Origin of the sequence: Mesorhizobium sp. WSM4313 (assembly GCF_002294725.1) — a bacterium.
GTDB lineage: Bacteria > Pseudomonadota > Alphaproteobacteria > Rhizobiales > Rhizobiaceae > Mesorhizobium.
Window position 1 is genome coordinate 487,837 of the sequence record NZ_NSFT01000003.1, and the last position, 16,184, is coordinate 504,020.

General features: G+C 63.6%; 18 protein-coding genes. 10 read left to right on the forward strand and 8 right to left on the reverse strand.

What is annotated here, in order from left to right; all coding sequences use genetic code 11:
* Positions 1 to 222: 222 nt before the first annotated feature.
* Entirely contained in the window at positions 223 to 933 is a 711-nt protein-coding gene (locus tag CK219_RS10220) for a DNA helicase (RefSeq protein ID WP_095766621.1), read from the forward strand.
* Between the two features lie 41 nt (positions 934 to 974).
* Positions 975 to 1,532: a GNAT family N-acetyltransferase gene (locus CK219_RS10225; RefSeq protein ID WP_095766622.1), complete on the forward strand. Its 558-nt coding sequence runs from the start codon at positions 975 to 977 to the stop codon at positions 1,530 to 1,532.
* 105 nt (positions 1,533 to 1,637) lie between these two features.
* Here the strand turns inward: CK219_RS10225 and CK219_RS10230 are convergent, their stop codons facing one another.
* The 3 genes from CK219_RS10230 to CK219_RS10240 form a co-directional block, all read right to left on the reverse strand.
* Positions 1,638 to 2,819 (reverse strand): MFS transporter, encoded by a 1,182-nt coding sequence (locus CK219_RS10230; RefSeq protein ID WP_095766623.1) that lies wholly within the window; start codon positions 2,817 to 2,819, stop codon positions 1,638 to 1,640.
* A gap of 126 nt (positions 2,820 to 2,945) precedes the next feature.
* Positions 2,946 to 3,155: a DUF2061 domain-containing protein gene (locus CK219_RS10235; protein ID WP_095766624.1), complete on the reverse strand. Its 210-nt coding sequence runs from the start codon at positions 3,153 to 3,155 to the stop codon at positions 2,946 to 2,948.
* 94 nt (positions 3,156 to 3,249) lie between these two features.
* The gene (locus CK219_RS10240; protein WP_095766625.1) at positions 3,250 to 4,914 is read right to left on the reverse strand and encodes a Na/Pi cotransporter family protein; all 1,665 of its coding nucleotides are present in this window, start codon (positions 4,912 to 4,914) and stop codon (positions 3,250 to 3,252) included.
* 352 nt (positions 4,915 to 5,266) lie between these two features.
* On the opposite strand from CK219_RS10240, the gene CK219_RS10245 reads away from it, so the two are divergent.
* The 6 genes from CK219_RS10245 (at position 5,267) to CK219_RS10270 (ending at position 11,896) form a co-directional block, all read left to right on the forward strand.
* Entirely contained in the window at positions 5,267 to 5,629 is a 363-nt protein-coding gene (locus CK219_RS10245; RefSeq protein WP_095766626.1) for an RcnB family protein, read from the forward strand.
* Positions 5,630 to 5,766: 137 nt separating this feature from the next.
* Positions 5,767 to 7,707, forward strand: coding sequence for a DNA primase (gene dnaG / locus CK219_RS10250; RefSeq protein ID WP_095766627.1), 1,941 nt, complete (start codon positions 5,767 to 5,769; stop codon positions 7,705 to 7,707).
* Between the two features lie 426 nt (positions 7,708 to 8,133).
* Positions 8,134 to 10,161: an RNA polymerase sigma factor RpoD gene (gene rpoD, locus CK219_RS10255; RefSeq protein WP_095766628.1), complete on the forward strand. Its 2,028-nt coding sequence runs from the start codon at positions 8,134 to 8,136 to the stop codon at positions 10,159 to 10,161.
* 208 nt (positions 10,162 to 10,369) lie between these two features.
* Positions 10,370 to 10,663 carry a GYD domain-containing protein gene (locus tag CK219_RS10260; RefSeq protein ID WP_095766734.1) on the forward strand — a complete coding sequence of 98 codons (294 nt, stop codon included), beginning with the start codon at positions 10,370 to 10,372 and terminating at the stop codon, positions 10,661 to 10,663.
* Positions 10,664 to 10,723: 60 nt separating this feature from the next.
* The gene (locus tag CK219_RS10265) at positions 10,724 to 11,104 is read left to right on the forward strand and encodes a DCC1-like thiol-disulfide oxidoreductase family protein (RefSeq protein ID WP_176476974.1); all 381 of its coding nucleotides are present in this window, start codon (positions 10,724 to 10,726) and stop codon (positions 11,102 to 11,104) included.
* A 135-nt stretch (positions 11,105 to 11,239) separates the two neighbouring features.
* On the forward strand, positions 11,240 to 11,896 hold the full coding sequence (locus CK219_RS10270; protein ID WP_095766629.1) for a PadR family transcriptional regulator: 657 nt from the start codon (positions 11,240 to 11,242) through the stop codon (positions 11,894 to 11,896).
* A gap of 79 nt (positions 11,897 to 11,975) precedes the next feature.
* Here the strand turns inward: CK219_RS10270 and CK219_RS10275 are convergent, their stop codons facing one another.
* Both CK219_RS10275 and CK219_RS10280 read right to left on the reverse strand, forming a co-directional pair.
* Positions 11,976 to 12,236, reverse strand: coding sequence for a YiaA/YiaB family inner membrane protein (locus CK219_RS10275; protein ID WP_095766630.1), 261 nt, complete (start codon positions 12,234 to 12,236; stop codon positions 11,976 to 11,978).
* Between the two features lie 43 nt (positions 12,237 to 12,279).
* On the reverse strand, positions 12,280 to 12,957 hold the full coding sequence (locus CK219_RS10280) for a PspA/IM30 family protein (protein ID WP_095766736.1): 678 nt from the start codon (positions 12,955 to 12,957) through the stop codon (positions 12,280 to 12,282).
* 177 nt (positions 12,958 to 13,134) lie between these two features.
* Here CK219_RS10280 and CK219_RS10285 point away from each other — a divergent pair, with 177 nt between their 5' ends.
* Positions 13,135 to 13,776 carry a TetR/AcrR family transcriptional regulator gene (locus CK219_RS10285; protein ID WP_095766631.1) on the forward strand — a complete coding sequence of 214 codons (642 nt, stop codon included), beginning with the start codon at positions 13,135 to 13,137 and terminating at the stop codon, positions 13,774 to 13,776.
* A 51-nt stretch (positions 13,777 to 13,827) separates the two neighbouring features.
* A complete protein-coding gene (locus tag CK219_RS10290; protein ID WP_095766632.1) occupies positions 13,828 to 14,118 on the forward strand; it encodes an HlyU family transcriptional regulator in 291 nt (96 codons plus the stop codon).
* A 36-nt stretch (positions 14,119 to 14,154) separates the two neighbouring features.
* Here CK219_RS10290 and CK219_RS10295 read toward each other — a convergent pair whose 3' ends face one another.
* The 3 genes from CK219_RS10295 to CK219_RS10305 form a co-directional block, all read right to left on the reverse strand.
* The gene (locus CK219_RS10295; RefSeq protein WP_095766633.1) at positions 14,155 to 15,087 is read right to left on the reverse strand and encodes a 3-keto-5-aminohexanoate cleavage protein; all 933 of its coding nucleotides are present in this window, start codon (positions 15,085 to 15,087) and stop codon (positions 14,155 to 14,157) included.
* A 122-nt stretch (positions 15,088 to 15,209) separates the two neighbouring features.
* Positions 15,210 to 15,416, reverse strand: a complete 207-nt coding sequence (locus CK219_RS32090) for a hypothetical protein (RefSeq protein WP_245340433.1) — start codon at positions 15,414 to 15,416, stop codon at positions 15,210 to 15,212.
* Positions 15,417 to 15,523: 107 nt separating this feature from the next.
* The gene (locus CK219_RS10305; RefSeq protein ID WP_095766634.1) at positions 15,524 to 16,162 is read right to left on the reverse strand and encodes an FMN-dependent NADH-azoreductase; all 639 of its coding nucleotides are present in this window, start codon (positions 16,160 to 16,162) and stop codon (positions 15,524 to 15,526) included.
* Positions 16,163 to 16,184 lie beyond the last annotated feature (22 nt).

Sequence of the window (16,184 nt, forward strand, 5' to 3'; positions counted from 1 at the left end):
TCTCGCACGCATCGGCGAAACACTTCTAGTTTAGCGACGCCTTTTGGGAGGTCGGATTTTCGGCCCCCTTCGATTGAGCTATGATCTGATTCCGGCGCGCCCACGCCTCCTCCCTCCGTCGGGAAGCATCGTTCATGCAGGGCAGTTTATCACCGAACCAACTGTTCGAGCGCCAGGCATAAGGAGGGGTTGTCAAGACTGCTCGCGGCAGGAGGTTTTTCGATGCGGTTTTCCGCACCCGTCTATCATCTGAAGCGCCAGGCGAGGCTTCTGTCCCGCAGCGAAAATGTGCCCCTCCACCAGGCGCTCGACCGCGTTGCCGCCAAGCAAGGCTTCGGCAGTTGGAGCCTGCTTGCGGCCAAGGCTGCCGAGGCTGCGCCAGCCGGCGCCCTGTTGGCGCGGCTGATCCCCGGCGACATGGTCCTCGTGGCGGCGCGGCCGGGGCAGGGCAAGACGCTGATGAGCCTCGAACTTGCCGTGGCAGCCATGAAGCAAGGCAGTCGCGCCGTATTCTTCACCCTGGAATACATGCATGCCGACATCCTCGACCGGTTCCGTGACATCGGCGTCGATCCTGCCGATTTCGACCACTTGTTCACCTTCGACAATTCCGACGCCATCAGCGCCGCCTACATCATCGAGACGTTGCGGGCGGCGCCGCGCGGCACGCTGGCGGTCATCGACTATCTGCAACTGCTCGACCAGAAGCGGGAGAATCCGGAACTCATGGTCCAGATCCGCGCCTTGAAGTCGTTTGCCCGGGAACGCGGACTGGTGCTCATCTTCATCTCGCAGGTCGACAGGTCATATGATTGCGCCCGGAAAGCGTTCCCGGATATCGGCGATATCCGGCTGCCGAACCCGCTCGACCTGTCGCTGTTCGACAAAGCCTGTTTCCTGAACAAGGGCGAAATCCGGTTTCAGGCGACTTGAGAGCGATCCGTGTCGCTTCTATGCCGGCTCGACAGGGAAGAATGATCGAAATCGTCAAACCCGCGCTCCAACATTTGCCGTCCTACAAGGCGGCGCTCGAGCGCGGATGGTCGCCCGACAATGTGCGGCTCCTCGAAGCGACGCGCGAGCAACTCGACGCGATCGAGAAGGATCCCGTTGAATTTCTCGCCGGCCTCGACGATCCCGAAGCGAAGGGGCCGCCCATCGTCTTGCCCGACGGCACCGAGGTCGCGCGGCTGCCTGGATTCCGGCGCTGGATCTGGGACGGCGAGGCCGCCGGCTCGATCGGCTTTCGCTGGCAGAAGGGCACGTCGGAGCTGCCCTCGCATGTGCTTGGCCATATCGGCTATGCGGTGGTGCCGTGGAAGCGCAACCGCGGCTATGCCACCGAAGCGCTGTGGCTGATGCTGGACGAGGCGAGAGCGGTCGGGCTCGATCATGTCGAGATCACCAGTGATCTCGACAATCCTGCCTCGCACAAAGTGGTGCTTGCCAATGGCGGCAGGCTGGTCGGGCGGTTTGCCAAACTTGCAGCCTATGGCGGCGCAGAGAGCCTGAGGTTCCGGATCGATCTTTAAAGCGCGTCGCGCTGAAACGGATTCAGGCGACGCGCTTTAAATCTTTGTTTTGATGCATGTCGTTGTCCCAGAACCGCTGCACACTTCTGGGCGACATGCATTAAATTATTCCGCGGCCGCCGGCAGCGGCGGCGTCGCGCGGCTGCGCCATTCCCAGGTCTGCGAGGCAAAAGCCACCACGACCGCCACCAGCATGGCGAGCACGCCGGCCAGCGGCAGGCTGCGATAGCCCAGGCCGGCATTGAGCATCGCCGCGCCCAGCGAGGCAGCCAGCGCGATGCCGACATTGAAGCCGGACGGGATCAGCGAGGAGGCGAGATTGGAGGCATCGGCCGTCCAGGCGAGGATGCGCGTCTGGATCGGCGCGCCGATGGCGAAGTTGAGACCGCCCCAGATGACGATTGCCGCGACCATCGGCAACGGATAGGGGCTGACGAGATAGATGACGCCAAGCGTCACCGCCTGCAGGGCAAGCATGACGATGAGCGACGGCATCAGCTTCCAGTCGGCGAGCTTGCCGCCGACCAGGACGCCGATCGTGGCGCCGACGCCGTTGAGCAAAAGCACAAAGGGGATCAGGCCCTCGTCGAGGCCCGTGACCTCGAGCAGCATCGGCGTGATGTAGGTGAACAGCGCAAACTGGCCGATCATCAGCATCAGCATCAGGATCAGCGAGGTCCAGACCTGCTGGCGGCCGAGCACGCGAACTTCGCGCGCCAGCCCGGCTGGCCGGTTGGCGGCGCCCGCCGTGCGCGGCAGCAGCGCCAGCATGGCGAGGATCGCGACGAGGCCCAGCGCGCCCATCACCCAGAAGGTCGCGCGCCAGCCCCACAGGCTGCCGATCGCGGTGCCGGCGGGCACGCCGATGATATTGGAAACCGTCAGCCCCGAGAGAATGACCGCGACCGCCCGGCCGCGCTGGTCCTCGCGCACCAGGCTGACTGCAACCACCATGGCGACACCGAAATAGCAGCCATGCGCCACGGCAGTCGCGATACGCAGCAGAAGCATCGAGGTGAAGTCGGGCGCCAGCGCGCAAGCCGCCTGGCCAAGGGTGAAAGCGATCGTGAGCCCAATCAGCAGCGTCTTGCGCGAAACCTTGCCGGTGGCCAAAGCCAGCAGCGGGCCGCCGATGGCAATGCCGCAGGCATAGCCGGAGACGAGATAGCCGGCGGTCGGCACCGAAACGCCGAGGCCCTGCGCCACCTCCGGCAGCACGCCGGCGATGACGAATTCGGTGGTGCCGAAGGCGAAGGCGGCAAGGAAAAGGGCAATCAGCGGCAGCATGTTCAAAACATAGGCGAGGAATGCACGTCTCAAACCATGCCTGCGCGGGCGCGGCAATGCAGAAATTGGCGATGGCGCTTTAGCTTTTCTTGACCGGACGGATCAAAGCCGGCCTGTCGCTTGCTGCTACGCTGCCGTTTTGCGCCCGTAAGGGATCTTCAGCCAGGCCCGTTCGTGCAGGTAGTAAAGCAGCGACTTGGTGACGACCTCGGTGAGCCCGATCGTGGCGGCGAGCTTGATGCTGCCGGTGACCACCAGGGAGATGATCATCGTGTCGATCGTGCCGGTGGCGCGCCATGAAAGCGCCTTGGCGAAGCTGCGCGAATGCGTGTCCATCGACGGATCGTCCTCCCAACAGGTCCACTGGCGTTCCTTAGCCGACGGAAGCGAGGATGAGCAAAGACTAATTTTTTGGCAGGTCCCGATCGCCTCAGCTGGCCTTCAGCCGCGACCCGCCGAGCAGGCCGCGCTCCTCGAGCACCGGATAGGCGATCGAGGCGAGCAGCGAGTTGATCTGCTTCAGGTCGCGGATGGTGTCGAGGTGGATCGAGCTCGTCTCGACGCTCTTGGCGGTGCCTTCGCGCAGGCGCTGAAAATGGCTGGCGCTGGTTTCCTTCTCGCGTTCACGCAAGAGATCCTTTTCCAGCACCAGCTGGCGCGCGGTTTCCGGATCGCGCGAGACCAGCACGTTGAAGGCGAGCCGCGCATTGGCGAGCACCGAGGAATGGAAGGCGCAGAGCTCCTGCCAGCCTTCCGGTGTGAATTCCAGGCCGCGCTCCAGCTTCTTCCTGACATGCACCAGCATGTTGCGCACGATGATGTCGCCGACCTGCTCCAGCTTGACGCAGGCGCCGATCAGCTCCTGGCACCGCAATGCCTCATCCTCGGTCAGCGGGTTCCTGGTGATCTTGGCGAGATAGAGTTTTATCGCCGCGTGCTTCCTGTCGACGCGGTCGTCGAGCGCGGCCAGCGCCTTGATCTTGTCAGTGTCGGCGTCCTCGTAAAGCTCGATGATGCGCTTCAACATGATCTCGACCGTCTCGCAGACCCGCACCACCTCGCGCGTCGCATTGGCCAGCGCCTGGCTCGGCGTGTCCAACGCGCTTTCATTGAGCGCCGACAGTTCGACGACATCCAGCGTGGCGGTCGGCTCCGGCACGGCTCCGAGCGCAACGATCTTCTCCGAGACGCGGTAGACGAGGCCCGCGAGTGGCAGTCCGGCGAGCAGGATGATCACATTGAACAGGATGTGGGCGTTGACGATCTGGTCCGGAACGGTGGCGCCGGGGAAGCCGATGGGCGGCTTCAGCGTCATGAACAGGATCAGCATCACCAGCGAGCCCATGCCGCGCATCAAAAGGTTCCCGATCGGCACGACGCGGACGCCCGGATCGGCATTGCGGGTAAGCAGGGGCGCGATGATCGAGGAGCCGAGATTGACGCCGAGCACCAGCACGATGCCGAGCTCGGGAGGGATAAAGCCGCGCCCGGCCAGCGTCACCAGGAGCAGCACGGCGGCGATCGAGGAATGGAACAGCCAGGTAACCAGCGCGGCGAGCAGGTAAGCGGTGACATAGTCGCCGGAGAAATAGTTGACGATCAGCGGCATCAACTGGCTGTTGCGCAGCGGTTCCGACGCCTGACCGATCATCTCCAGCGACAGGATCAGCAGGCCGACGCCAATCAGGATACGGCCTATCTGCCGCCAATCGCGCCGCTCGGTGGCCATGAACATGACCGTGCCGGCGATCAGGCAGAGCGGCACCAAAAGCGTCAGGTCGAAGGTGAGCAGCTTGGCCACCAGCGCCGAACCGATCTCGGCGCCGCGCACTGCCAATTGCCCGGCGGCGCCCGAAACGATGCCGGCGCCGGCGAAGGAGCCGACCAGCAGCGTCACCGCGGTCGAGCTCTGCAGCGCGATCGCCAGCCCGCAGCCGGCCAGCACCGCCATGACCGGATTGCGCATGGTGGCGCGCAGCCGGTGGCGCAGCACGTCGCCATAGGCGCGCTCGACGCCCGTCTTCATCATGCGGGTGGCGAACAGCATCAGCGCCACCGCGCCGGCAAGGTGCAGGAGGACGACGGAGCCGCTCACAGCCGAACCCGTGAGATGGCACCAGGGGTGCGGAGAGGGGTGCGAATCTTAGTCATTTCAACGAGTCGAAATATACCAGTTAAAATTAGCCGAATAATAGATTTTTCTGATGCGATGATCGTCTCGACTCGACGGCGCATGTCGGAAATGACTGCAGGAAGCATTGGTTGCATGCGCCTAGCGGCAGCGCTTCGCCTCATATCGCCCGACGCTCGGCCGCATGATCCGAAGCGTTGTTCAAGCGGCCGGTGCAAGTCTTGGAAAACATTGCAGAATTGTAATTCTGGCATTCAGTTTCGGTTCATCCATTGGCGGCTATTCCTCTGCCTATCGACAACAAGGAATACCGACCATGAAGCGTCTCATACTTTGCGCCGTCACCGCCTCGTTGCTGGCCGCCTCGGCCTTCTCCGGCCAGGCCGCGCCGCTCGCCCAGCCGAGCACGCCGCAGTCGAGCTACACCCAGGTCGACTGGCAGAAGCCCGGCAGGCATCTCGACAAGCGGGTCATCGTAAAGAACAAGGTGGTAAGGCGCAGCCATTGGCGCAACGGCCAAAGATATTCCGACTGGAACCGTCACCAGCCGGTCCGCGACTGGAACCGCCACGGCCTGCGCCGCCCTGGTCCCGGCCAGGAATGGATCCGCGTCGGCAACGACTATTTGCTGGTCAGCATCCTCTCCGGCATCGTGTTCGGCGCGATCGCCGCGCGGTAATCCGCGACAATCGCGAAATTCGGAAGGCTGCCACCCGCCGCCGCGTTCTTTTCGTCTGTGAAAAGCGGGTACGATGAGCCGGATGGGGTCGCCGTGCCCGGGCGGGTTGATTATATGGAGGGCAAACGAGTTCCCCGATGCGCTTTCCGCCCGCCTTCCTCGACGAGATACGCGACCGCGTGCCGATTTCGCAGGTGATCGGCACGCGCGTCGCATGGGACAGGAAGAAGACCAACGCGTCGCGCGGCGACTACTGGGCCTGCTGTCCCTTCCACGGCGAGAAGAGCCCGTCCTTCCATTGCGAGGACAAGAAGGGCCGCTATCACTGTTTCGGCTGCTCGGTTTCGGGCGACCATTTCAAGTTCCTCACCGAGCTAGACGGATTAAGCTTCCCCGAAGCCGTCGAGAAGATCGCCGAGATGGCCGGCGTGCCGATGCCGGTGCGCGACGAACAGGAAGAGCGGCGCGAGAAGGAACGCGCCAGCCTGACCGACGTCATGGAAATGGCGACCGCCTTCTTCCAGGAGCGGCTGCAGAGCGCCGACGGCGCCAAAGCCCGCGCGTATCTGCGCGACCGCGGGCTGACGCCGGCAACGCAGCAATCCTTTCGTCTGGGCTATGCGCCCGACAGCCGCAACGCGCTCAAGGAACATCTTGCCGCCAAGGGCGTGCCGAAGGCCGATATCGAGGCCTGCGGCCTGGTGCGGCACGGCGACGACATCCCGGTCTCCTATGACTGGTTCCGCGACCGCATCATGTTTCCAATCCCGGATTCGCGCGGCAAGATCATCGCCTTTGGCGGGCGCGCGCTGGCGCCCGACGCGCTCGCCAAATACATGAATTCGCCGGAGACGGAGCTCTTCCACAAGGGCAACGTGCTCTACAATTTCGCGCGCGCCCGCAAGGCGTTGGCCAAAGGCGGCACGGTGATCGCCGTCGAAGGCTATATGGACGTGATCGCGCTGGCGCAGGCAGGCTTCGAGAATGCCGTGGCGCCGCTCGGCACTGCGCTGACCGAAAACCAGCTCGAGCTTCTGTGGCGCATGGCGCCCGAGCCGGTGCTGTGCTTCGACGGCGACCAGGCCGGGCTGAAGGCGGCATGGCGTGCGGCCGATCTCGCGCTCCCCTCCGTGCAGGCCGGGCGCTCGGCACGTTTTGCGCTGCTGCCGGAAGGCAAGGACCCCGACGACCTGGTCAAGGCCGAGGGACCGGACGCGTTCCGCGTGGTGCTGGCGGAGGCGCGACCGCTTGTCGACCTTCTGTGGATGCGGGAGACCGCCGGCGGTGTCTTCGAGACGCCAGAGCGACGCGCCGAGCTGGGAAAAAGGCTGAGTGAACTCGCCAGCCGTATCCGCGACGAGAGTGTTCGCTACGAATATCAACAGGTGATGCGCGAACGGGTGCGGAGCTTCTTTGGCGCCCAGCGGAATGTTCGGCAAGGCCGTCAAGATTGGAAGCCGGGGCAGGGCAAGACGCCCGTGCCCGGTGGGCAGTTCGCGAAAGGTGGGGCGGCCGGCGGGCGCGCCGCGATCACCGAGAGCCTGGGTCGCTCGGCGCTGGTCAAGCGGGCCGGCGAGGGGATGTCGGTGCGCGAGGCGACGATTATCGTGGCGCTGGTCAATCATCCGGCGCTGATCGACGAGAATTTCGCCCACGTCGAATTCCTCGACCTCGCCAATTCGGATTTGCGCAAGCTGCACGCGGCCATTCTCGACGCCATGGCGCATGACGCGGCCGACGAGCGCGGCGCGGTCATCGCCACCATCGAGCGCGCCGGATGCAGCGGCATCTGGGAGCGGGCTGTCGAGTTGATCAAGCGCGCGCGGCAATGGCCGGCGCTCGAAACCGCGGCGCTTGAGGATGCCCGCGACGCCTTCAACCAGGCGATGCACTTGCAGCGCAGCGCCCGCACATTACATAGAGAGCTGAAACAGGCGCAGGCGGCGCTCGATGCAGACCCTTCGGATGAAAACTTCCGGCATCTCGTCGAGATTCAAGCGCAATTCAACGATGTGCAGGCAACGGAAGCGCTGATCGAGGGATTCGGCGTCTCGTCGGGCAGGGTTGGCCGCGTTTAGGCCGAACACCACCCATTGGAAGTGAAGTGGAAATGCGCGGCGCGTCGAATCGACGCCTCTAAGTCGGGTAATTGATTCGCTTTTTTCATGCGAATCATGCCAGAGGCGCTTGACCTTCTGGCAGATTGGCGGAATCAGGACGATTCGAAACGTTAACCGTGCCACGGCATCGGCGGGAATTCGAGCGATGTGAGGCACCGGTGGCGACTGGACAGGCAAAGTGCCCGCTCCAGATATCAGGGTTAATCTGGACTTAATGCATGTCGCCCAAAAGTGGAAACCGGTTTGGGACAGAGACATGCACAAAACAAAAGAGATGACACGGTTGCTGGGCCGGTGAAAAGCGTTCCCGCGCGAGCGCGTCCAGCATAACCGGTACGGCAGTTTACGCGGCCTCGATATTCGGCCGCTTGGAGACGACAAAGAATGGCGACAAAGGAAAAGGAAGAGGTCGAGACCGAACGCGAAGGCGCCACTGATGGCCCCCTGCTCGACCTTTCCGACGATGCTGTCAAGAAGATGATCAAGGCCGCGAAGAAACGCGGCTATGTCACGCTCGACGAGCTCAACGCGGTGCTTCCCTCGGAAGAGACGGATCCGGACCGCATCGAAGATATCAATGCGATGCTCAGTGACATGGGCATCAACGTCGTCGAGGACGACGAGGTCGGCGAGGAGGCGGAAGCCGAGCCGGCCGCCGACGCCGAGGAAGACGCCAACGAGCTCGCCGAGCAGACCGGCACCGCCGTCGCCGCCACGACCACCAAGAAAGAGCCTACCGATCGCACCGACGACCCGGTGCGCATGTATCTGCGCGAGATGGGCTCGGTCGAGCTTCTGTCGCGCGAGGGCGAAATTGCGATCGCCAAGCGCATCGAGGCCGGCCGCGAAACGATGATCGCGGGGCTGTGCGAAAGCCCGCTGACGTTCCAGGCCATCATCATCTGGCGCGACGAGCTCAACGAATCGAAGATCCTGCTGCGCGAGATCATCGACCTCGAGGCGACCTATGCCGGCCCCGAAGCCAAGCAGGCGCCCGTCGTCGAACGCATCGAGGAAGCGCCCAAGCCCGAGGAGAAGCCGCGCGGCCGTTCGGCGGCACGCGAGGAAGAAGACGACATCACCAATGTCGGCGGCGACACGCGCGGGCTGGAGGAAGAGGAAGACGACGAGGACGAGGCGAGCCTGTCGCTGGCCGCGATGGAAGCGGAACTGCGCCCGCAGGTGATGGAGACGCTCGACGTCATCGCCGACACCTACAAGAAGCTGCGCAAGCTGCAGGACCAGCAGGTCGAGAACCGCCTGGCCGCGGCCGGGACACTGTCGCCCAGCCAGGACCGCCGCCTGAAGGAGCTGAAGGACCAGCTGATCAAGGCAGTGAAGTCGCTGTCGCTCAACGCCGCGCGTATCGAGGCGCTGGTGGAGCAGCTCTACGACATCAACAAGCGCCTGGTGCAGAACGAGGGCAAGCTTTTGCGCCTCGCCGAAAGCTATGGCGTGCGCCGTGAGGAGTTCCTGCGGGAGTATCAGGGCTCGGAGCTCGATCCGAACTGGACGCGCTCGATCGCCAACCTGACGTCGCGTGGCTGGAAGGAGTTCACGAAGAACGAGAAGGATGCGATCAAGGAGCTGCGCGCCGAGATCCAGAACCTCGCCACCGAAACGGCGATCTCGATCCTGGAATTCCGCAAGATCGTCAACCAGGTGCAGAAGGGCGAGCGCGAGGCCGCGATCGCCAAGAAGGAAATGGTCGAGGCGAACCTTCGCCTGGTCATCTCCATCGCCAAGAAATATACCAACCGCGGCCTGCAGTTCCTGGATCTCATCCAGGAAGGCAATATCGGCCTGATGAAGGCGGTCGACAAGTTCGAGTACCGTCGCGGCTACAAGTTCTCGACCTACGCCACCTGGTGGATCCGGCAGGCCATCACCCGCTCGATCGCCGACCAGGCGCGCACCATCCGCATTCCGGTGCACATGATCGAGACGATCAACAAGATCGTGCGCACCTCGCGCCAGATGCTGCATGAGATCGGCCGCGAGCCGACGCCGGAGGAACTGGCGGAAAAGCTCGCCATGCCGCTGGAAAAAGTGCGCAAGGTGCTGAAGATCGCCAAAGAGCCGATCTCGCTCGAAACGCCTGTCGGCGACGAGGAGGATTCGCATCTCGGCGACTTCATCGAGGACAAGATGGCGATCCTGCCGATCGACGCGGCGATCCAGGCCAACCTGCGCGAGACGACGACGCGCGTGCTTGCCTCGCTGACGCCGCGCGAGGAGCGCGTGCTCAGAATGCGCTTCGGCATCGGCATGAACACCGATCATACGCTGGAAGAAGTCGGCCAGCAGTTCTCGGTGACGCGCGAGCGTATCCGCCAGATCGAGGCCAAGGCGCTGCGCAAGCTCAAGCATCCGAGCAGGTCGCGCAAGCTCAGAAGCTTCCTCGACAGCTGAGCGGGAATACAATCACACGAAATCGAAAGGGCGCCTCGGGCGCCCTTTTTGCTTTTCCGGCTACCTCTCATGCCGCCTTGTCGGGTTTGCCCCACAGGAGGATAATCGTGCGTCGGATGCATTTATGGGCTACAAGCCGGATGCCCGCCCCGGCGCCGGTCGCAGCGGCCAGGTGTCGCGCTCCGTGGCTCCCGGTGGGAGGTGTGCCATGACAACCTATATCGTGCTTATCAACTGGACTGAGCTCGGCGCCAAGAATGTGCGGGAATCGCCGAAACGGCTCGATGCCGCCAAGAAGCTGCTGGGGGAAATGGGCGGTTCGTTCAAGGCATTCTATCTGACCATGGGCGAATGCGACATGGTCGCCATCGTCGAAGCGCCGGACGATGCGGTGCTCGCCCGCTTCGCGCTGATGTTGTCGTCGGGCGGCAATGTCAAAACGCGGACGATGAAGGCGTTTCCGGAATTCGCCTATCGCGAGATCATCAGCTCACTCGGGTAAAGTGCTGACGGGCGCAGCGCGGCTGTTGCGAAGCCGCGCCGCATTCCCGATAGTCGCGCCATGCCCGAGCCGTTGCTGACAGTCTGGTACAACACACGCTGTCCGGTGTGCGACGCCGGCATCAACCGGCAGAAGCGGCGGCTGGTCGAGGCGGTCAAGGCGGGCTGGGTCGAATTCCGCGACATCAATTTCGAACCTGAGGCGCTCACCGCCTTCGGCGCCTCGCTGGAGGATATCCGCCGGCGCCTGCATGCGACCGACGCAAGCGGGCGGCTGCTGGTCGGCGCCGACGTGGCGATCGCGGTCTGGCGGATCACGCCGGGCGAGGGATGGCTGGCGAGCTTGTTCGGCAACCCCATCGCGCTGCCGTTGACGCGCTTTGCCTATGACCGTTTCGCGGACGTGCTCTACGCCTGGAACCGACGCAAGGGCCGTTGGTAGCGGTCTGGCCGAGCCGTATGAGGACGCATACGCGATCTTGGAACGGTGTAAGATACATCTTAAGATATATCTTGACTCAACAAGCGCCGCGCCTTACTTACGATGTATCGTAAGATATAGCTCAAGGAGCAATCCATGCACAGACACAACCACTTTGGCGAGCGCATGTTCATGCATATGGCTGGCAAATTTGGTGCCAGAGGGGGCGGCGGTTTCGGCCCGTTCGGCCATGGCGGCAGGGGCGGTGGACGCGGCGGCCCGGGCGACATGTTTCGCGCCGGGCGCATGCTGGCCGACGGCGATCTCAAGCTGATCACGCTGTCGCTGCTGGCCGACGCGCCGCGCCACGGCTACGACATCATCAAGGCTCTGGAAGAGCGCACCAGCGGCATCTACAGCCCGAGCCCGGGCGTGGTTTATCCAACGCTGACCTTCCTGGAGGAGGCGGGCTACGCGGTATCCTCGAGCGAAGGCAACAAGAAGGTGTTTTCGATCACCGAGGCCGGCAAGGCGCATCTGGACGAGAACCGCGAGATGATCGACAGCGTGCTCGACCATCTCGAGCGTTTCGGCCGCAAGATGGCCGCGGCGCGCGAATGGTTCGGCTGGGGCGACGACAAGGACGAGGGGCGCCGCGGCCGCTCCGAAACGCGTGACCGGTTCCGCTCGTTGCGACACCGGCTGCGCGCCGCGCTCGGCGACATCGCCGACGCGCCGGAGGACAAGCAGGCCGAGGCGATCAGCATCCTGGAAGACGCCGCCGAGGCGATCGAAGCCTTGGCTCGCCGCTAAGACATTCTCATAGGGAAGCCCAAAAGCCCGGATCGCTCCGGGCTTTTGCATTCAGTCAGCGATCGGCAAGGGCAGGGGATTATTCCTTGCCGACATATTCGCTGATCAGCTTCTCGTTGCGCGCCTTCTCGATCTTGGCAGTGGTCTCGGCCGCAATCCGCTCGTCGGTGCGGTATTTGACCAGGTTCACCAGGCTGCCGGTGAGCAGCAGCACGCCCATCGCCCAGTAACCTTTGGTCGAGAGGTCGACGGGAGCAAGCCACAGCGACAGGCCGAGCATGAAATAGGCAGCGCCCACCGATATGGTGTTGAAGAGGATATAGGTCTGATTGCCGTTCATCGTCGTATTCCTTGGATTTGATCCGTCACGGGAAATTGCGGGTTCAGTTCAGGGATTTGAGGCGTGCCAGAACATCCTGGGCGCGCACCTTGGTGGCCGGTCCATGGCCTGCTTCGGCGAGACGTTCGCGGATCGCCTCGTGGCGCAGCTCGCCGTCGATCTCGTCGAGGATGCTGGCTTCCTCGAACGGGTCGGAGCTGTCCTTGATGCGGGCCAGCAATTCCTCCGCTTCGTTGATGCTTGCGGTGCGGCCGATCGAGCGGTTGAGGCGCGACTGCGCCTTGCGTTCGGCATCGATCGCCCGGGCTGAGATCATGCCTTGGTTGAGATCGATGATGCGGCGATGCGCCTGTTCCACGGACAGACGCATCCGCAAGGTCTTCTCGCCCAGGCTCTTGACCGTGGCGCGACGAACCTCGCGCTCGTTCTCGAGTTCGGCGATTGCGGAGGCGCCGCCTTCGGCAAGCGCCTGGTTGTTGGCGGAAAGCGCGCTGAGCGTGCGGGTTTCCAGATCGGCGATGCGGCGGTCGAGCTGGTCGAGGCTGGTCTGCTCGGCGCGCTGGCGCACGATCAGCGAGGCGAGCGTCTGCTTGGCGGCGGCAAGGCCCGCCTCCGCGTCGCGGATGCGCTGGGCCAGAAGGTCGATCGCAAAGCGATCCTTCAGATTGTCCTCGGCCCGCGCGCTGGCGCCATCCAGCAATGTCTTGATCAGGCTAAGCATGGTCTTCTTCTCCCTGTTTTCGTGAACGTTGTTCACAAGCTCAACATAACAGGAAATGAACATTGTTCAAAAGCTATTTTGAACGCTGTTCATGAAGCGCCGGACATGGTAAATGCAAGCAACGGAATGAATCCCGGCCGGGCTTGCCGACTTCGGACATAAGGACAGGAAAGAAGCATGGCGCTGGACAAGGAAGAGATGAGTGACAAGGTGCTCGCCATTGCCGAGGCGCTGCTCAACGAGGGCGGCGCCGACAACCTGAAAGCGCGCACCATTGCCGAGCAGGCCGGCATCTCGGTCGGATCCGTCTATAACCTCTTTGCCGATCTCGACGAGGTGCACCGTGCCGTCAACATGCGGCTGCTCGACCGGCTCGGCGCGACAGGTATCGCGGCGATGGCCGATCTCGAAAGGCAAGGGGTAACCGATGTCCGGCACCGCATCCTGGCGATGGCGGCGGCCTATGTGCGCTTCGTCGAGGCGCATCCCGGCAGCTGGCCGGCGGTGCTTGCGTTCAACCGCCGCCGGGCGACGCGGCCGGGCCCCGATGCCTATGACGCGCTGCTCGACGCGCTCTTCGACATCGTCGCCGGCGTGCTCAAGGCCGGCGATTTCGGCCTCGACGACGACCGCCGCGCGCTTGCGGCGCGGACCTTGTGGTCAAGCGTGCACGGCATCGTGACCAGCGGCTATGTGGCGAATTCGAACAGCAGGCAGGCCGAGGAGATCTGGCGTCAGATCGAGCTTCTGGTCGGCGTTTTCGTCAAGGGGCTGGAACACGGCGGCGCATTCGCGCATGCTGACGCAAAGCCTGCGTAACCAGGGGCGCCGCGAATCCTTGGTGCCCGCGTGAATAGGAGTTTTGAAAAAATGTCTTTTCTGAAGAAGCTTTTCGGCGGCGGCGGTGAGGCAACGGAGGCCGGCACCGCCAAGCCGGCAAAGCAGGTCGAGCACAAGGGATTTCTGATCAGCGCCACGCCCTACAAGGCCGAGGGCCAATACCAGACCTGCGGCGTCGTCTCAAAGGAAGTGGACGGTGTGATGAAAGAGCACCGCTTCATCCGCGCCGACCGTTTCGCCGGGCTGGACGACGCCGTCGACATCTCGATCAAGAAGGGCATCCAGCTCGTCGACGAGCAGGGCGAGCGGATGTTCGGGTAAGCAGTACTTCGGCTGCGCCCGCCAGCTTCTCCTCGCTCAGAACGAGACCTTGTCGCCGCCCTTGAGCTGCAGGATCTGCCGCGCTTCGTCGGGTGTGGCGATCGAGGCGCCGAGGCCTTCGATGATCTGGCGCACCTTGGTCACCTGTTCGGCGCTGGAGCGGGCGAGCTTGCCCTTGCCGATCCATAGCGAGTCCTCCAGGCCGACACGCACATTGCCGCCCAGCGCAATCGCTTGCGTGGCGATCGGCAGTTGGTGGCGGCCGGCGCCCAGCACCGACCAGTGATAGTCGTTGCCGAACAGGCGGTCGGCGGTGCGCTTCATATGGGCAACGTCTTCCGGGTGAGTGCCGATGCCGCCGAGGATACCGAACACGCTCTGGACGAAGAACGGCGCCTTGACCAGGCCGCGCTCGACGAAATGCGCCAGCGTGTAGAGGTGGCCGATGTCGTAGCATTCGATCTCGAAGCGCGTGCCGTTGTCGGCGCAGGTGCGCAAGATGTGCTCGATGTCGCCAAAGGTGTTGCGGAAGATGCGGTCGCGCGAGGATTCCAGATAGGGCCGCTCCCAGTCATGCTCGAATGTCTTGAAGCGCTCCAGCATCGGGAACAGCGCGAAATTCATCGAGCCCATGTTGAGCGACGCGACTTCGGGCGCGAACATCTTGGCCGGCCTGACGCGCTCCTCCACGCTCATCGTCGCCGCACCCCCGGTGGTGATGTTGACCACACAGTTGGAGCGCTGCTTGATGACCTGCAGGAACGGGGCGAAGGCCTCGGTCGACTGGTCTGGGCGACCGTCGACCGGGTTGCGGGCGTGAAGGTGTACGATCGCGGCACCCGCTTCGGCCGCCTCGATGGCGGCAGTGGCGATCTCCTCAGCTGTCACCGGCAGATGCGGCGACATTGACGGCGTATGGATCGAGCCTGTGACCGCGCAGGTGATGATGATCTTGTTCTGGTTCGCCACTTTTGGTGTCCTGACTTCGTTGTTGGACTGCGCCTATTTAACCGCGCCTTACTTTGATGCCGGAAAAATGAACTGCTTCGACAGCACGATGTCGAGCAAGGTAATCGGCGGTGCCGCCAGTGTCAGCCCGGTGAACAGCACCCCCAATCGGTGGTGAATTCGCCGACGAACACAGTCAGCCCTTGCGGCAGTGTCTTCAAATTGTTGGAGGTGGTCAGGACCAGGGGGAAGAAAAAGTCGTTCCAGCTGTTTGCGCTGGCGGCGGGCGGATCGCTGTCGGCACGGGAGGATATCGGGGTCGCGCTCGGTGCCTTGGATTGATCCTGCACGAGGACCGCCACCCTGTCGTGGTGCTGCCGCCGCTGTACCGAGGCGAAAATGCAAAGAGAGGCAGGCGCTGGCGGGCGCCTGCCTCTCTTTATTCCGGCATCGGCGGTCAGGCCGCGGCGGCGACCTGGTCAGCCGTGGCGGCGGCGATCGCGTCGACCTTGGCAGTGGCCTTGGCAAGCGCGGCGGTGACGGCGTCGGCGCCCATGCCGACACCCTCAACGCGGATCACTTCGATATCGGTCATGCCGAGGAAGCCGAGCACGCTGCGCAGATAGGGAACGGCATGGTCCATCTGCACTGCGGCGCCTTCCGAATAGATGCCGCCGGAAGCGAGCACGATATAGACCTTCTTGCCGTTGACGAGGCCCTTCGGGCCGTTCTCGCCATAGGCAAAGCTCTTGCCCGAGCGGGCGACGTGGTCGACCCAGGACTTCAACGTCGAGGAGATGTTGAAGTTGATGAAGCCTGTCGCGAGGATCACGGTGTCGGCAGCGAAAAGCTCGTCGAGCACGGCGTCGGAGACGCCGACGACCTCGGCCTGGCGCGCGGTGCGGGCCTCGGCCGGCGTGTAGATGCCGGTGGCGTAGTCAGGGTCGATATGCGGCAGCGGGTTGGCGACGAGATCGCGCACGACGAGCGTGTTGGACGGATCGGCGGCAGCGAGCTTCTGAGCAAGGTCGGTGGCGACGCGGGTCGAGTGCGAAGCGGCGCCGCGCGGGCTGGAGGTAACGAGAAGAATAGACATGGCGGTGTCCCCTTGGGGTTGG

Bases quoted from the DNA above. Each gene is read 5' to 3' on its own strand.
- CK219_RS10285 (WP_095766631.1), top strand. From the start codon at position 13,135: ATGGCGCTGGACAAGGAAGAGATGAGTGACAAGGTGCTCGCCATTGCC.
- dnaG (WP_095766627.1), top strand. From the start codon at position 5,767: ATGCGCTTTCCGCCCGCCTTCCTCGACGAGATACGCGACCGCGTGCCG.
- rpoD (WP_095766628.1), top strand. From the start codon at position 8,134: ATGGCGACAAAGGAAAAGGAAGAGGTCGAGACCGAACGCGAAGGCGCC.
- CK219_RS10235 (WP_095766624.1), bottom strand. From the start codon at position 3,155: ATGGACACGCATTCGCGCAGCTTCGCCAAGGCGCTTTCATGGCGCGCC.
- CK219_RS10260 (WP_095766734.1), top strand. From the start codon at position 10,370: ATGACAACCTATATCGTGCTTATCAACTGGACTGAGCTCGGCGCCAAG.
- CK219_RS10280 (WP_095766736.1), bottom strand. From the start codon at position 12,957: ATGCTTAGCCTGATCAAGACATTGCTGGATGGCGCCAGCGCGCGGGCC.
- CK219_RS10270 (WP_095766629.1), top strand. From the start codon at position 11,240: ATGCACAGACACAACCACTTTGGCGAGCGCATGTTCATGCATATGGCT.
- CK219_RS10245 (WP_095766626.1), top strand. From the start codon at position 5,267: ATGAAGCGTCTCATACTTTGCGCCGTCACCGCCTCGTTGCTGGCCGCC.
- CK219_RS10220 (WP_095766621.1), top strand. From the start codon at position 223: ATGCGGTTTTCCGCACCCGTCTATCATCTGAAGCGCCAGGCGAGGCTT.
- CK219_RS10275 (WP_095766630.1), bottom strand. From the start codon at position 12,236: ATGAACGGCAATCAGACCTATATCCTCTTCAACACCATATCGGTGGGC.
- CK219_RS10225 (WP_095766622.1), top strand. From the start codon at position 975: ATGATCGAAATCGTCAAACCCGCGCTCCAACATTTGCCGTCCTACAAG.
- CK219_RS10230 (WP_095766623.1), bottom strand. From the start codon at position 2,819: ATGCTGCCGCTGATTGCCCTTTTCCTTGCCGCCTTCGCCTTCGGCACC.
- CK219_RS10290 (WP_095766632.1), top strand. From the start codon at position 13,828: ATGTCTTTTCTGAAGAAGCTTTTCGGCGGCGGCGGTGAGGCAACGGAG.
- CK219_RS10265 (WP_176476974.1), top strand. From the start codon at position 10,724: ATGCCCGAGCCGTTGCTGACAGTCTGGTACAACACACGCTGTCCGGTG.
- CK219_RS10305 (WP_095766634.1), bottom strand. From the start codon at position 16,162: ATGTCTATTCTTCTCGTTACCTCCAGCCCGCGCGGCGCCGCTTCGCAC.